This window comes from Nocardia sp. NPDC056611 (assembly GCF_042792755.1).
Taxonomy (GTDB): domain Bacteria; phylum Actinomycetota; class Actinomycetes; order Mycobacteriales; family Mycobacteriaceae; genus Nocardia.
Window position 1 is genome coordinate 45,751 of the sequence record NZ_JBHTVV010000006.1, and the last position, 14,850, is coordinate 60,600.

Below are 14,850 nucleotides of genomic sequence, written 5' to 3' on the forward strand. Positions count from 1 at the left end.
TGTGAGTACCAGCGTGGCCGATAAGAGCAGCACCCCGTTCCAGCGAGCGCGGTCGGCCAGTGTGCTGCTGGGCCCCGCCTTCGTCGCCGCGATCGCCTATGTCGATCCCGGCAATGTCGCCTCCAACATCAGTGCCGGCGCCGAATACGGCTATCTGCTCGTGTGGGTCGTGGTGATGGCCAACATCATGGCCGGGCTGGTGCAGTTCCTGTCCGCCAAACTCGGCCTGGTGACCGGCCGCTCCCTCCCGGAAGTGGTGCGCGCCAAGGCCGGTCGCTGGGTGCGGCTCAGCTATTGGGCGCAGGCCGAGACCGTCGCGGTGGCAACCGATCTCGCCGAGGTCGTCGGCGGCGCCATCGCGCTCAACCTGCTGTTCGGACTGCCGCTCATGGTCGGCGGCATCATCACCGGCTTCGTGTCGATGATCCTGCTGCTCATCCAGAACCATCGCGGGCAGCGGCCCTTCGAACGCGTCATCACCGGACTGCTCGGCATCATCGCCATCGGATTCCTTGCCTCCGTGGTCATCTCACCGCCCTCCGCGTCCGGCACCGTCGGCGGCCTGGTGCCCCGCTTCGCCGACTCCGGCAGCGTGCTGCTGGCCGCCGCCATGATCGGCGCGACCGTCATGCCGCACGTGGTCTACCTGCACTCCGGCATGGCCCGAGACCGGCACGGGCACCCCGAGGTCGGCGCGGCCCGAAATCGCCTGCTGCGCATCACCCGCTACGACGTCGCCCTGGCCATGCTGCTCGCGGGCACCGTGAACCTGGCCATGCTGCTCATGGCCGCCAAGACCCTGCGCGGCCGCGAGGGCGTCGACACCATCGAGGGCGCGCACGCCGCGGTACAGGACGTGCTCGGTCCCGTCGCGGGACTGCTGCTCGCGGTCGGACTGCTCGCCTCCGGGCTGGCGTCCACCTCCGTCGGGGCCTACGCGGGCGCGATGATCATGCAGGGCCTGCTGCACCGGCACATCCCGCTGGTCGTGCGCCGCGTGATCACGCTGATCCCCGCCCTGGTGGTGCTCGCGGTCGGCATCGATCCCACGCGGGCGCTGATCATCTCGCAGGTGGTGCTGTCGTTCGGGATCCCGTTCGCGCTCATCCCGCTGGTCCGGTTCACCAGCGACCCGGAACTCATGGGGGAGAACGTCAATCACCGTGTCACCACCGGGTTGGCCTGGCTGGTGGCCGCCATCATCACCACGCTCAACGTGGTGCTGATCTACCTGACGGCCACCGGAAAGGGCTGACGCCGGGCGCTATTCGGCGAAGACGGCCTTGCGCTTCTGCAGCATGGCCGCCGCGCCCTCGGCGAAATCGTCGGAGCCCAGCAGTTCGCACTGGCCCGTCTTCTCGGCGGCCAGCGCGGCCTCGAGCGAGGTCAGTGCGGCCGCGTTGAGGGCGCGCTTGGTGAGCTCCAGTGCCCGGCGCGGGCCGTGCGCCAGCTTGGCGATCACCGCCTCCACCTTGGCGTCCAGTTCCTCGTCGGCGTACACGCCCGCGATCAGACTGTGCTCCAGGGCCTTTCGGGCCGGGAGCCGCTCGCCCAGCAGCGCCATCTCGGCGGCCAGCGGACGTCCGGCCGCGGCCGCCACCAGCGCCGCCGCCCCGCCGTCGGGCATCAGGCCGATATTGATGAAGGCCAGCAGCAGGTAGGAGTCCTCGGCGGCGTAGGTGAGATCGGCGGCCAGCGCGAACGCCACGCCCACCCCGGCGGCCGCGCCCTTGACCCGGGCGACGACCGGGATCGGCGCGTCCACGATGGCGCGGATCATCCGGTTGGCCACGTCCATGGTCATCTCGGGCGTGATGCCGCGGGTCTTCTCCTCCGGGGCGGAGGACAGGTCGGCGCCGGTGCAGAAGTCGCCGCCCTCGCCGGTCAGCACGATGACCCGGACCGCCGGATCCGCCGAGGCCGCGAGCACGGCGTCGCCCAGGCCCGCCATGGTGTCGTAGCTGAGCGCGTTCTTGCGTTTGGGATTGGTGATGGTGATGCGCAGGATCCGCCCGTCCTTGATCGCGGTGTACCCCGGCGTGCTCGTGGTCATCGGGCGCTCCCCAGATATATCTGCGGCCAGGCCGCATGCTGTGTGTTCGGCTTTGCGAATTGTGGTTAACTTAGGAGCGTTCGTCCGGCACTGTCAACAGCCGGTGTCATCGAGAAGGAGAAACTGTATGGTCGCCGATCGCAGCGAGGCCGCCCTCGCTACCGGGCGACCGGCCGGTACTCCCGACGGGGAATCCGGCCCCCGCCGCCGCCCCAAGAACCGCAAGGCGCAAATCGTACGAGTAGCGGCGCGAGCCTTCGCCGAACGCGGCTACCACCCGGTCGGCGTCGACGAGATCGCGGCCGAGGTCGGCATTTCCGGCCCCGCCCTCTACCGCCACTTCCGCAACAAGTACGCCCTGCTGGTCGCCGCCGCCGAAATGGGCGCGCAGCAATTGCTCGACGCCGCCAAGGCCGCCGACAATCCCGGCCTGGAACCGGAACCACGACTCACCGCGCTGATCCGCGGCGTCGCCGAGCACACCATCGACGTGCGCCGCGAGGGCGGCCTGTACCGGTGGGAACGCCGCTACCTGGAACGCGAGGACCGCACCCGCATCCGGGTCATCTACACCGAACTGCACGACACCGTCGCCGCCGCCATCGCCGCGCTCTACCCCGACGCCGATCCGGCCGACACCCAGCTGCGGGCCGCCGCCCTGCTCAGTGCCATCGGATCCATCACCGCGCACCGCACCGCGCTGTCCACCACCCGGCTGGTCAACCTGCTCACCGAGATCTGCTGGGACATCCTGCGCGCCGACCTGCCGCCCGCGCCCGCCCCGCCCACCGGCGAGCCGCTGGTGCGCGGCCTGCCCGTCATCTCCAAGCGCGAGCAGCTGCTCACCGAGGCCATCCGCATCTTCGGCCGGCAGGGCTACCACGAGGCCAGCATCGAGGAGATCGGCGCGGCCGCGGGCATCAACGCCTCCAGCGTCTACCGCTATTTCGCCAGCAAGGCCGACTTGCTCGCCGCCGCCTTCCACCGCACCGGCGAACGCGTCGCCATCGCCAACAACGAGGCCCTCGCCGAGGCCACCAGCCGCTCGGACGCCGCCGTGCGGATCGCGGACCGATTCGCCCGCATGACCTTCGCCATGCCGGAGATCCTGCCGGTCTACTTCTCCGAATTCTCCAATCTGCCCGCCTCCGAACAGCATCGGCTGCGGTCGGTGCAGCGGCAGAACGTCCTGGAATGGGCGAATCTGCTCGACGGCGACCAGGTCGAGGCCCGCTTCCGGGTGCACGCCGCCATCGCCCAGGTCATCGACGTGGGTCGGCGCATCCGTTTCGACGGACGGCCGGAGAACCTGGCCCGGGTGAGCGCGCTCATGCGCGCGGTGCTGCTGGGCGCGCCCGCCGCCGAATAGGTCGGGCCCACCGCCGAATCGGCTTCGGCGGCAGGCCCTCCCGAATCCTCAGACCCGGTGCCGCATCCGGAACAGCGCCCGCGCCACCCGCAACCGGCGCGGATGCTTCTCGAACGTGCCCGAGGTGATCTGGTCCGGCGGGTGCTTCTCGGTGATCGTCTGCGGCCGCGTGAACTCCCGCAGCGTGCGCGGATCCCGGATCCGGCCGGGACCGTTCACGCCGTACACCGGGGCCGCGTTCACCGTGATCAGCTCACTGCGCAGCCGGGCGGCGAACTCCGGGACCGAGCGGACGTCGCGGGTGAACACCGAGACCGTGCGCGGCTTCCGATCCGCGTTCACGCGATCGGCGGCCTCGTCCATGGTGGCCACCCGATTCACCACCAGCACCGGACCCACGGGCTCGCCGGTCACCGCGGCGCTGTTCTCCGGCACCTCGGTCAGCACGATCGGCTCGATGTAGGGCTCGCGGATCGATTCCAGGCTCCCGACCACCAGCCGCGCGCCCCGGGTCACCGCGTCGCGCACCTGGCGGCGCACCACGTCGATCTGGGCGTCCACGATCATCGGCCCGTAGGAGGCGCGCCGGTCCGCGCCGGGCCGCAACCGCCGGGCCTGATCGGCGACCAGCTCCAGGAACGGCTCGTACACCGAGTCGGCCACGTACACGCACTGCACCCCGGCGGGCTGCTGGCCCGAATTGGCCATGGCGCCGTACACCGCCGCGGCCGCGGCGCTGTCGAGCTTGGCGTCGACCTGGACCACCATCGACCCACGCCCGCCCGGCTCGATGACCAGGGGAGTGGACGCCTCGGCGGCCAGCGCGGCCACCTCGCGCGCCCCCGCGCCCGACCCGGCGTAGGCGAGCTTGTCCACCGGCGCGCGGCACAGGGCGGCGGCGGTGCCGCTGTCGCCGGTGACCACTTGCAGCACCGGCTGATTCGGGGCCAGGCGATTCCAGGTGTCGGCCAGCCACGCGCCCACGCCGGGCGTGAGTTCACTGGGCTTGAACACCACCGCGTTGCCCGACGCCATCGCGCTGGCGATCGAATTCATCGGGGTGAGAACGGGATTGTGCCAAGGCCCCAGCACGCCGACCACACCCAGTGGCAGGTAGCCGATGGTGCCGGTCGGTTCGCGGCGCAGCGTGGCGCCCAGCCGGGTGGTGCGGCCCAGCGTCCGTTCGGCATGTCGCGCAACCCAATCCAGGTGCTCGACGGCCAGGGTGACCTCGATGGCCGCGTCGATGCGCGGCTTGCCGGTCTCGCGGCTGATCAGTTCCACCAGGTCGCGGGTGCCGCGGGCGAGGCTGCGCTTCCAGTCCAGCAGCCAGCGTTTGCGGGCGTCGAATCCCAGTGCCGCCCACCATTGTTCGGCGCTGCGGGCGGAGCGCACGGTGCGGGTCAGTTCGCCCGCCCCCATACCTGCGTATTCGCCCACGACTTCCCCGGTTCTGGGGTCGTAGGACGTGAGTACCTTGGATCTGCGCGCGCCGGCGCGTCCTGCTGCCGGCTGCGCCGACTCGGCCATGGTCAACCTCTCGTGGCCTGTGAATGTCTCTCCCCGCCAAGGCCAGACTATGGTTCGAGGCGCAGATGCGACAAGGTAGCGAAATCGCCGCATACCGCCCGGTCTGCGCCTGGATCAGCGGCTATTCGGCAGACCCTCGGTTTGTGACCAAGGGCACAGTTTGAAATTCGCTGCTTCGGCAAAGAAACGGCCTGCCGCGCGGCACGCCGGTAACATCACGGCCGGCGGTGTGGATCATCCCGGCGGGCGGTAACTACCGCCCCCGCGCGATGTGGGGACCCGCCGCCCCGGGGCGACATCGTTCAGCCCGACCAGCCGATAGTGGAGAGTTGATGCCCAGCTTGGACAGACCGGAACCCGTAGCAGCCGACGATCCGGCCGTTTTCGTCGAAGACATTCGCAAGTCCTTCGGCGATGTGCACGCGCTGCAAGGGGTCAGCTTCACCGCCGCCCGCGGCCAGGTCCTCGGCATCCTCGGCCCCAACGGGGCGGGCAAGACCACCACGGTCAAGATCCTGTCCACCCTGCTGCGCCCGGACTCCGGCGTCGCCCGCATCGCCGGGCACGACGTCCGCGCCGATCCGGCCGCGGTGCGCCGGTCCATCATGATGACCGGCCAGTACGCCGCCCTCGACGAGAACCTCTCGGGCCGCGAGAACCTCGAGCTCTTCGGCCGCCTCATGGGCCTGCCCCGCAAGGCCGCCCGGCAGCGCGCCGACAACCTGCTCGAGGAATTCGACCTCACCGGCGCCGGCCGCCGCGCGGTCCGGCACTACTCCGGCGGTATGCGCCGCCGCGTCGACATCGCCTGCGGCCTCGTGGTCCGGCCCGAGGTGGTGTTCCTCGACGAACCCACCACCGGTCTGGATCCCCGCTCGCGCCAGGGCGTCTGGGACCTCGTCACCGCGCTCAAGACCCAGGGCATCACCGTCCTGCTGACCACGCAGTACCTCGAAGAGGCCGACGTGCTCAGCGACAACATCATCGTCATCGACAAGGGCACGGTCATCGCCGAAGGCACCGCCGACGCCCTCAAGGAGAAGACCGGCGGCAGCTACTGCGAGGTCGTGCCGCTCGACCCGACCCAGCTGACCAAGGTCGCCGACGCCCTCGGCGACCTGGTGCCCGCCGCGGTCCGCGCCGAACTCTCCGGCGACCGGCTGTCCATCCCCGCCCCCGAGGGCGCGGCCACCCTGTCCGAGGCGCTGCGCCGGCTCGACAGCGCGGCCGTCCAGCTCGCCGACATCGGCCTGCGACGCCCCTCGCTCGACGACGTCTTCCTCACCCTCACCGGACACTCCGGCACCAAGGAGACCGTCGGCGCGGAAGGCGCCGCGTGACCGCGCCCGCGGCGAACGCCGCCGATCTCTTCGCCGGGGTACCCCCGGCCCGGCCCAACAGCTTCGCGCAGTGGCGGGCCCTGACCGGGCGCGTGGTCTGGGTGATGTTCACCAAGGGCGAGATGCTCATCGCGGTCATCGTGCCCCTGGTCTTCACCCTCGGCTTCTACCTGCCGCTGCGCTACGTGATGAAGTTCCAGGGCATCGACTACGCCCAGTTCGTCATGCCGATCATCGTGCTGCAGACCATGTCCTTCACCATGATGTCCAACGCGCAGCTGGCCGCGTTCGAAGCCATGACCGGACTCAACACCCGCATGCAGACCATGCCCATCGGCAAGATGGTGCCGCTGGTGTCGCGATTGTCCGCGGGCTTCGTGCGCTCGGTGGTCTCGCTGATCGCGGCGCTGGTCTGGGGACATCTGATCGGATTCCACTTCGTCGCCGGCTGGGGTCAGGCCGCGCTGTTCTGCGGGTTCTCCCTCGCCGTCGGCACCATCCTGGCCATCGGCGCCGACGGGCTCGGGTCGCTGACCAAGAGCCCCGAATCGCTGAGCCAGGCCCTGACCCTGCCGACCCTCATCTTCGGCATGCTGTCCTGCGGCTTCGTGCCGGAGAACGGATTCCCGGTGTGGGTGCGGCCGTTCGTGCGCAACCAGCCCATCTCGCAGTTCTCCTTCGCACTGCGCGACATGGCTCAGCACGGGGTGACCTGGAATGTGTTGTGGGTGCCGCTGGTGTGGCTGGGCGGCCTGCTGGTCGTCTTCCTGCCGCTGGCGGTCTGGGCGAGCGTGAGGCGGTCATGAGCACGGCGACCACGGCCGAGACGGCCGTCGAGAAATCCGGGGACCCGGTGACCCAACCCGATTCGTGGGCGGGGCATGAGCCGCTGCCCGTGGTGAAACCCCGCTCGGAACGCGCGCTCTCGGTGTGGGCGCAGCAGAGCGTGATCCAGTGCAAGCGCATGCTCATCGGCTGGATGCGCGACCCCGCCACCACCATTCAGACCCTGGTCTACCCGGCCGCCACGCTGATCATGTTCCGGATCGTGCTCGGTGACTCGATCACCATGGCCACCGGCATGCCCAGCATCTACGGCACCGTGCCGATGGTCATGCTGGTCGCGGCCATGTCCGGATCGGTGGTGAGCGCGCTCGGCTTCAAGGTGGAGAAGGCGACCGGTCTGCTCGGGCGGTTCTACACCATGCCCATCCACCGCGCCGCCGGGCTCACCGGACGACTGATGGCCGAGGCCATTCGCGTGGTGATCACCTCGCTGTTCGTGCTCGCGGTGGGCGTCGCGCTGGGCTTCCGGTTCTGGTACGGGCCCGCGGCTTCGATTGCCATGCTGGCGATTCCGGTGCTGTTCGCACTCGGATTCGCGGTGCTGGTGACGGCGCTGGCCACCCTGACCGAAGGCGTCATGCTGGTGTCGCTGGTGGGCATCATCAACACCCTGCTGATGTTCTTCAACTCCGGGTTCGTGCCGGTCTTCGCCTACCCGGTGTGGTTGCAGAAGACGGTCGAGAACCAGCCGATGAGTACGGCCATCGACGCCATGCGCGGCCTGTCCTACGACGGGCCCATCGCGACCCCGTTGTGGAAGACCGCCGCCTGGGCGATCGGCATGATCGTGGTGTTCGCCTACCCCGCCATCCGCGGGTACCGGCGCGCGGCCGAGACCGGAGCCTAGACACGACGGAAGCCGGCGGGCGGACACGCCCGACCGGTTTCCCCCGGGTGCGACCCTCGGGGTTCCAGTGGCGTGCGTCACGTTAAGGTGGCCCCCATGTCATACCTGGTGACCGGGGCGACTGGGTTCATCGGTCGGTTTCTCGTACCCGAACTCCTGAAGCGTGGCGCGGACGTTCACGTCCTGGTGCGACCGGGCGAGGACTCGGTGCTGCGCTACAACCGCTGCCTACGCGACTGGGGCGACCGCGACCGGGTCCACCCGGTCCGCGGCGACCTCGCCGCGCCCGGCCTCGGCGTCGACGCGAGCTGGATTGCCGCGCACCGCGGTTCGATCGACCACGTCTTCCACCTGGCCGCCGGGTTCGACGCCACCGGCGCGGGCGGCGGCACCCTGCGGGTGGCCGAACTCGCGGGCGCGCTGGAAGCGGGACGACTGCACCATGTTTCGACCATGCGCGTGGCCGGGGCCTGGGAGGGCGTGTTCACCGAGGACATGACCGACGTCGGCCAGCTGCTGCCCACCCCCCACCAGCGCGCCATGCTGCGCGCCGAACAGGAGGTGCGCGACCAGACCGCGGTGCCCTGGCGGATCTACCGCCCGGCCATCGTGATCGGCCACTCCCGCACCGGCGAGATCGACCGCATCGACGGCCCCTACTACTTCTTCCGGCTGCTGCGCATGGCCGCGCAACTGCCGCGTATCCTGCCGGTGGTGGCGCCCCAGCTCGGCGAAACCAATATGGTGCCGGTCGATTTCGTGGCCCGCGCGCTCGACCACATCGCGCACCGGAACGGTGACGGGCCGGACACCTACCACCTGGCGGACCCGCGCGAGCAGAGCGTCGCCGAGGCCTTCAACCTCTTCGCCGACGAGGCCGGCGCCCCGCACCTGATCGAGGTGATGCCCAAGCAGACCCTCGACGTCACGCTGCGGGTGCCCGGCATGGGGTGGGCGCTGCGTCAGATCGGCATCCCGATGGAGGTCATCGAGGACTGCGAGTTCGCCTGCCGCTTCGACTCCCACAATGCCGCGGCCGCCCTCGCCGGGACCGATATCAAGGTCCCGCCGCTGGCCGCCTACGCGGGGGTGGTGTGGAAGTACTGGATCGAGAACTGGGTCTGAGGCGCGAGTCCGCGTCTGGGCCTCAGGGCGTGTCGTCCCCGGGTAGCAGGCTGTCCGGGGGCAGCAGCAGATCGTCCAGTGTGCGGGCCCGCCCGTAATCCCAACCGACCCAGCGGTTTCGATTGGTCCAGCCGACCAGGTCGTACCGCCACGTGAACGGCCAGGTGGTCGCGACCGTCATGAACAACGCCGTCCCCAGCGCCGAGTAGTCGTCGTGCGCCGACAGCAGGGCGCGCTGCTGCCGCGGCGGCCGGGTGAAGAACGCCTCGAACATGGCGATGGACTGCGCGGTGGTGAGCCGCCCCAAGCCGTACACGCCGCGCATGCGCATCCAATAGACCAGCCGCGCCTGCCAGGGCCACAGCGCCTCGATCGGATCGGTGCCGCGCTGCACCGCGTCCAGCGCGGTGTCGACCAGCGCCAGCGAATCCGCCACGCAGTACCCGGTGATCGGATGCATCATGCCGCCGCGTGAACCGAACGGAATCACCGCGCCGCGACCGGCTTTCGGCGGCAGTTCGTCGAGCGGATAGTGTGCGGCCTCGGTCGGCTCGTCGCCGCGCAGCCGAATCCCGTGCGCCGCCAGCCGATTCAGGGTGCGCCGCCGCAATTCGTGCTGCGGCATGCCGCCGCGCAGGCCCAGGCTGGTCTCCTCGAAGATGACCGTGCCGTCGCCGAGTGGCACCGAGTACAGGAACGACGGCGGCTCGTCCGGGCCCGCGCCGTTCTCGTCGCGCCAATCCAGCAGCAGCCCTTCACCGGCGGTGACCATGGGCGCGGCGATGTCCTCGTCCACGAAGATGCCGTGCGCGCTGGCCGTGCGGCGCGCGCCCGGCGTGGCCTGCCCGCGGGTATCGAAGACGGTGGCCGCGCGCACCTCGGTGCCGTCGGCCAGCTCCACCCGGTGCGCCTCGACGGTGCGGGCGCGACCGGTGATCACGGTGGCGTCGTCGAGCGGGAGCGCATCGAACAGGCCCTGCTTGGACAGCACGCAGTAGGGCCGCGGAATCCGGTGCTCGGTGGTGGTCCACACCGCGGGGGCCTCGATCCGGCTGGCGATGGCGCCGTGCCCCAGCCAGTGCGGCAGTTCGTCCACCCAGCAGGAGAAGGTCGGGGCCCACAGCCGCGTCGGCCGCGGATCCACCGCGACCACCCGCAGGCCCGCCACCATGGCGCGGTGCGCCAATGCCCGCCCGGTGGGACCGAGCCCCACCACACACACGTCGGCGGCCCTGCCGACCTCCCGGCCACTCATACCCGCATTCAAACAGCCGGGACCGGTGCACGCCAGGTCGGTCCCGACTTCGCACCCCCTATTACTTGGGCGTCACCCAGGTGGTGATGTCGGCGTGCACGACCTCGAGCCCGGACCGGTCGTAGATCGACACCGGCACCACGAGTTCGCGCCCCTCGGTGATCTGCGCGAAGTCGGGAACCTCGTCCAGCTGCGCGACCGCGCGCAGGCCCGAGTTGGCCTTGGCCAGGTACTGCACGTTCATGGCCTTGGGGATCCAGCGGTGGGTGTCGGGCACGGTGGCCTCCGACAGCATCCCCATCGCCACCTCGGCCAGGTTGCACGCCGCGATGGCGTGGAAGGTCCCCAGGTGATTGTGGATGCCGAACCACTTGGGCGCGGTCACCTCGCACAGGCCAGGTTCCAGCCGCACCACGCTCGGCAGCACGGTGCCGAAGTACGGCACCCGGGCCACCATCCCGAGCGAGAACAGCGTGTGCCCGATCCGGTTGTCCGGAAGCTTCTTCCACCCGCGATACGTAGCGGTCTCTTTACCCATGGCCCGTATCTTACTCAAAAGTAAGTTCCATGGAAGTGCCGTGTCGTATAGGTCATCGGATCGGTCGGCGGGTTGCCTCGCCGCGCGAAACCAACCGGTTGCTAGTTATCTGGGAAGGCTGCGCCGCGGGCGCGGCTGGGAGCCGGTGCCGCTCGGCCCGGCTATCGGGGACAAATAGGAGCTCTCGACATCATGCGTATTCGCACCGCGGTGGCCACCGTCGGCATTGCACTGGCGGGGGCAGCAGCCGCCACCGCATCCGCCGGCTCGGCCGCCGCCTTCACTCCGTACTCCAACCCGGGTGAGGGCATCTTCCTCGGCGTGGACCTGACCCACGACGAGACCGTGGCCCTGTCCAACAGCTGGATCCCGGCGGCCATCACCCAGATCAACGGCGGTCACAATATGATCGCCCCCGATCCGACCTACTCCGATCTGGTGGTCGACGGCCGCCCGCACGGGAGCATGACCCAGGTCGTCGGCGAGGCCGCCGATGTACCGGGCGGACAGGTCGGGCTGTACCTGGTGGATCCCGCCCGGTTCCGCGGCGGCAACTTCCTGCTGATCCAGGATCTCGGCGGCTGGGACTATTACCTGCGCCACATGCACGACAACTGAGGGTGAAATGGCCGGTGCGCGAACCGAATTCCGCACCGGCCCGCACGCGGCCCGAGTCGGGGGGGCTCGACCGGGTGTGACCAGGGCCATTGGCCCGGGGGCGGGGGAGGGGGCGATTTGAAGTGGGGCGGGGCCTCGAGGCATACTGTTCGGGTTGCCCACACCGGGTTGCGTCTTTTCCGTTGGATCGGCGCTGGTGGTGGGTGAGAAAGACCCAATTTTGCACCCCGCTGATTTGCGGCGTGGGTGCGTCCGGAACACTGTTCCGAGGCTTGTAAGGATTTTGGTCCGGGGCCGAGGAATGAGCGGCGCAGCGACACGCCCGACCGCGTGGACCGGATGAACCATGACAGATGAACAGCGGCGATGGATCGGGCCCGAGGGCCTAGGTCGTGTGGTGGCTGATGCGTCTTCGTGTGTTCGGCAGTGCAAATGAGGGTGGTTCGGGAGTGAAAGCTCCTGGATCACAACGCAAGCGGAGAAAAGGACACTCAGCGTGGCGGGACAGAAGATCCGCATCAGGCTCAAGGCCTACGACCATGAGGCGATCGACGCGTCCGCGCGCAAGATCGTCGAGACGGTGACCCGTACCGGTGCCCGTGTGGTCGGCCCGGTGCCGTTGCCCACCGAGAAGAACATCTACTGCGTCATCCGGTCGCCGCACAAGTACAAGGACTCGCGCGAGCACTTCGAGATGCGTACGCACAAGCGGCTTATCGACATCCTCGACCCGACGCCGAAGACGGTTGACGCCCTGATGCGTATCGACCTGCCGGCCAGCGTCGACGTCAACATTCAGTGACGGGGACTTCGAATATGACTGACAACAAGAGCCGTCCGGCCGCGGGCATCCTGGGCACCAAGCTCGGCATGACCCAGGTCTTCGACGAGAAGAACCGCGTCGTTCCCGTGACCGTCGTCAAGGCGGGCCCGAACGTCGTTACCCAGATCCGTACCCAGGAGCGCGACGGCTACGCCGCCATCCAGGTCGCGTACGGCGCCATCGACCCCCGCAAGGTGAACAAGCCGGTCTCCGGTCAGTTCTCCAAGGCCGGTGTCACCCCTCGCCGCCACATCGCCGAGCTGCGCGTCGCCGACGTCGCCGCCTTCGAGGTCGGCCAGGAGATCAACGCGGACGCCTTCGAAGAGGGCAGCTACGTCGACGTGACCGGCACCTCCAAGGGCAAGGGCTTCGCGGGCACCATGAAGCGCCACGGCTTCCGTGGTCAGGGTGCCTCGCACGGTGCGCAGGCCGTGCACCGTCGTCCGGGTTCCATCGGTGGTTGCTCCACCCCGGGCCGTGTCTTCAAGGGCATGCGCATGTCGGGCCGTATGGGTAACGACCGCGTCACCACGCAGAACCTCTCGGTCCACAAGGTGGACGCCGAGAACGGCCTGCTGCTGATCAAGGGCGCGATCCCGGGCCGCACCGGCGGCATCGTGATCGTCAAGAGTGCAGTGAAGGGTGGTGCCCGGGCATGAGCACCGAGACCAAGACCAACCTGACGCTCACGGTCAAGGCCGCTGGCGGCAAGACCGAGGGCACCGTCGAGCTCCCCGCGGAGATCTTCGACGTGACCGCGAACATCGCGTTGATGCACCAGGTCGTCGTGGCCCAGCAGGCCGCGGCTCGCCAGGGCACGCACGCCACCAAGACCCGCGGCATGGTCCGCGGTGGTGGCAAGAAGCCGTACCGCCAGAAGGGCACCGGCCGTGCGCGCCAGGGTTCGACCCGTGCGCCGCAGTTCGCCGGCGGTGGCACCGTCCACGGCCCGCAGCCGCGTGACTACACCCAGCGTCTGCCCAAGAAGATGAAGGTCGCCGCGCTGCGTGGCGCTCTGTCGGACCGGGCTCGCAACGAGCGCATCCACGTGATCACCGAGCTGGTGGCGGGTCAGACCCCGTCGACCAAGGCGGCCAAGTCCTTCCTCGCCGAGCTGTCGGAGCGGAAGAACATCCTGGTCGTCGTCGGCCGTGAGGATGTCACCACGTGGAAGAGCGTGGCGAACCTGCAGGGCGTGCACCCGATCGCCCCCGACCAGCTGAACACCTACGACGTTCTCAAGAGCGACGAAATCGTGTTCTCGGTCGAGGCGCTCAACGCCTTCGTGCACGGCCCCGCCGAAGCTGCACAGGAGGAGAGCAAGTGACCACCATCGCCGACCCGCGCGACATTCTGCTGGCGCCGGTGATCTCCGAGAAGTCCTACGGACTGATCGAAGAGGGCACCTACACCTTCATCGTGCACCCGGATTCGAACAAGACGCAGATCAAGATTGCTGTCGAGAAGGTTTTCGGCGTCAAGGTGACCAGCGTCAACACCGCCAACCGTCAGGGCAAGCGCAAGCGGACCCGCTTCGGTTACGGCACGCGTAAGAGCACCAAGCGCGCGCTCGTCACCATCTCGGCCGACAGCAAGCCCATCGAGATCTTCGGAGGCCCGGTCGCGTAAGCGGCGGGGACTTCAGAAAGGCAGAAGAACTCATGGCAATTCGTAAGTACAAGCCGACAACCCCGGGCCGCCGCGGTGCCTCGGTCTCGGATTTCGCTGAGATCACCCGCGCGACCCCCGAGAAGTCGCTGCTGCGTCCGCTCACCAAGACCGGTGGCCGTAACGCGCAGGGTCGCATCACCACCCGTCACAAGGGTGGCGGTCACAAGCGCGCCTACCGTCTGATCGACTTCCGTCGCCTGGACAAGGACGGCATCCCGGCCAAGGTCGCTCACATCGAGTACGACCCGAACCGCACCGCCAACATCGCGCTGCTGCACTTCGCCGACGGCGAGAAGCGCTACATCATCGCGCCCAAGGGCATCGCCCAGGGCACGAAGATCGAGTCGGGCCCCGGCGCCGACATCAAGCCCGGCAACAACCTGCCGCTGCGCTCGATCCCGACCGGTACCACGGTTCACGCCGTGGAGCTGCGTCCGGGTGGTGGCGCCAAGCTGGCTCGTGCCGCGGGCATGTCCATCCAGCTGCTGGGTAAGGAAGGCGCCTACGCCGTCCTGCGTATGCCCTCCGGTGAGATCCGTCGTGTCGATGTGCGCTGCCGCGCCACCATCGGCGAGGTCGGCAACGCCGAGCAGTCGAACATCAACTGGGGTAAGGCCGGCCGTATGCGGTGGAAGGGCGTTCGCCCGACCGTCCGTGGTGTGGTCATGAACCCGGTCGACCACCCGCACGGTGGTGGTGAGGGTAAGACCTCCGGTGGTCGCCACCCGGTCTCCCCGTGGGGCAAGCCCGAGGGCCGCACCCGTAAGCCCAACCGTCCCAGCGACAAGCTCATCGTCCGCCGCCGCGGCAAGAAGCGTTAAGGAGGAGGTTAGAC

General features: G+C 69.1%; 16 protein-coding genes. 12 read left to right on the top strand and 4 right to left on the bottom strand.

Features of this window, described 5'->3' with window-relative positions; genetic code table 11:
• Window position 1: 1 nt before the first annotated feature.
• Window positions 2-1,255, top strand: a complete 1,254-nt coding sequence (locus ACFRAQ_RS28330; RefSeq protein ID WP_379105009.1) for an Nramp family divalent metal transporter — start codon at window positions 2-4, stop codon at window positions 1,253-1,255.
• A gap of 9 nt (window positions 1,256-1,264) precedes the next feature.
• On the opposite strand, the gene ACFRAQ_RS28335 is transcribed toward ACFRAQ_RS28330, so the two are convergent.
• Window positions 1,265-2,053 carry an enoyl-CoA hydratase-related protein gene (locus ACFRAQ_RS28335; protein ID WP_379105011.1) on the bottom strand — a complete coding sequence of 263 codons (789 nt, stop codon included), beginning with the start codon at window positions 2,051-2,053 and terminating at the stop codon, window positions 1,265-1,267.
• A gap of 127 nt (window positions 2,054-2,180) precedes the next feature.
• Between ACFRAQ_RS28335 and ACFRAQ_RS28340 the strand changes: the two genes are divergently transcribed.
• The gene (locus ACFRAQ_RS28340) at window positions 2,181-3,422 is read left to right on the top strand and encodes a TetR/AcrR family transcriptional regulator (RefSeq protein ID WP_379105013.1); all 1,242 of its coding nucleotides are present in this window, start codon (window positions 2,181-2,183) and stop codon (window positions 3,420-3,422) included.
• Between the two features lie 48 nt (window positions 3,423-3,470).
• Here ACFRAQ_RS28340 and ACFRAQ_RS28345 read toward each other — a convergent pair whose 3' ends face one another.
• Window positions 3,471-4,952 carry an aldehyde dehydrogenase family protein gene (locus ACFRAQ_RS28345; protein WP_379105015.1) on the bottom strand — a complete coding sequence of 494 codons (1,482 nt, stop codon included), beginning with the start codon at window positions 4,950-4,952 and terminating at the stop codon, window positions 3,471-3,473.
• A 332-nt stretch (window positions 4,953-5,284) separates the two neighbouring features.
• Here ACFRAQ_RS28345 and ACFRAQ_RS28350 point away from each other — a divergent pair, with 332 nt between their 5' ends.
• From ACFRAQ_RS28350 to ACFRAQ_RS28365, 4 genes are all read left to right on the top strand, one after another.
• Window positions 5,285-6,292 (top strand): ATP-binding cassette domain-containing protein, encoded by a 1,008-nt coding sequence (locus ACFRAQ_RS28350; RefSeq protein WP_379105017.1) that lies wholly within the window; start codon window positions 5,285-5,287, stop codon window positions 6,290-6,292.
• Window positions 6,289-7,098: an ABC transporter permease gene (locus ACFRAQ_RS28355; RefSeq protein WP_357089192.1), complete on the top strand. Its 810-nt coding sequence runs from the start codon at window positions 6,289-6,291 to the stop codon at window positions 7,096-7,098. The genes ACFRAQ_RS28350 and ACFRAQ_RS28355 overlap by 4 nt, the downstream gene beginning before the upstream one ends.
• Window positions 7,095-7,985 carry an ABC transporter permease gene (locus ACFRAQ_RS28360; RefSeq protein ID WP_379105019.1) on the top strand — a complete coding sequence of 297 codons (891 nt, stop codon included), beginning with the start codon at window positions 7,095-7,097 and terminating at the stop codon, window positions 7,983-7,985. Before ACFRAQ_RS28355 ends, ACFRAQ_RS28360 begins: the two co-directional genes overlap by 4 nt.
• Window positions 7,986-8,081: 96 nt before the next feature.
• Window positions 8,082-9,110: an SDR family oxidoreductase gene (locus tag ACFRAQ_RS28365; protein ID WP_379105021.1), complete on the top strand. Its 1,029-nt coding sequence runs from the start codon at window positions 8,082-8,084 to the stop codon at window positions 9,108-9,110.
• A gap of 22 nt (window positions 9,111-9,132) precedes the next feature.
• On the opposite strand, the gene ACFRAQ_RS28370 is transcribed toward ACFRAQ_RS28365, so the two are convergent.
• The gene (locus tag ACFRAQ_RS28370; protein ID WP_379105023.1) at window positions 9,133-10,365 is read right to left on the bottom strand and encodes a lycopene cyclase family protein; all 1,233 of its coding nucleotides are present in this window, start codon (window positions 10,363-10,365) and stop codon (window positions 9,133-9,135) included.
• A gap of 61 nt (window positions 10,366-10,426) precedes the next feature.
• A complete protein-coding gene (locus ACFRAQ_RS28375) occupies window positions 10,427-10,903 on the bottom strand; it encodes a hotdog fold domain-containing protein (protein WP_357285062.1) in 477 nt (158 codons plus the stop codon).
• A 192-nt stretch (window positions 10,904-11,095) separates the two neighbouring features.
• On the opposite strand from ACFRAQ_RS28375, the gene ACFRAQ_RS28380 reads away from it, so the two are divergent.
• The 6 genes from ACFRAQ_RS28380 to rplB all read left to right on the top strand — a co-directional run bounded on the left by ACFRAQ_RS28380 (window position 11,096) and on the right by rplB (window position 14,836).
• The gene (locus ACFRAQ_RS28380; protein WP_379105025.1) at window positions 11,096-11,521 is read left to right on the top strand and encodes a hypothetical protein; all 426 of its coding nucleotides are present in this window, start codon (window positions 11,096-11,098) and stop codon (window positions 11,519-11,521) included.
• Window positions 11,522-12,017: 496 nt separating this feature from the next.
• Complete coding sequence (gene rpsJ / locus ACFRAQ_RS28385) at window positions 12,018-12,323, top strand: 30S ribosomal protein S10 (protein WP_040804197.1); 306 nt, start codon at window positions 12,018-12,020, stop codon at window positions 12,321-12,323.
• Between the two features lie 14 nt (window positions 12,324-12,337).
• A complete protein-coding gene (rplC, locus tag ACFRAQ_RS28390) occupies window positions 12,338-13,003 on the top strand; it encodes a 50S ribosomal protein L3 (protein ID WP_357285067.1) in 666 nt (221 codons plus the stop codon).
• Window positions 13,000-13,671 (top strand): 50S ribosomal protein L4, encoded by a 672-nt coding sequence (rplD, locus tag ACFRAQ_RS28395; RefSeq protein ID WP_357089175.1) that lies wholly within the window; start codon window positions 13,000-13,002, stop codon window positions 13,669-13,671. The genes rplC and rplD overlap by 4 nt, the downstream gene beginning before the upstream one ends.
• Window positions 13,668-13,973: a 50S ribosomal protein L23 gene (rplW, locus tag ACFRAQ_RS28400; protein WP_067712168.1), complete on the top strand. Its 306-nt coding sequence runs from the start codon at window positions 13,668-13,670 to the stop codon at window positions 13,971-13,973. Before rplD ends, rplW begins: the two co-directional genes overlap by 4 nt.
• A 32-nt stretch (window positions 13,974-14,005) precedes the next feature.
• The gene (rplB, locus tag ACFRAQ_RS28405; RefSeq protein WP_379105029.1) at window positions 14,006-14,836 is read left to right on the top strand and encodes a 50S ribosomal protein L2; all 831 of its coding nucleotides are present in this window, start codon (window positions 14,006-14,008) and stop codon (window positions 14,834-14,836) included.
• Window positions 14,837-14,850: the final 14 nt, after the last annotated feature.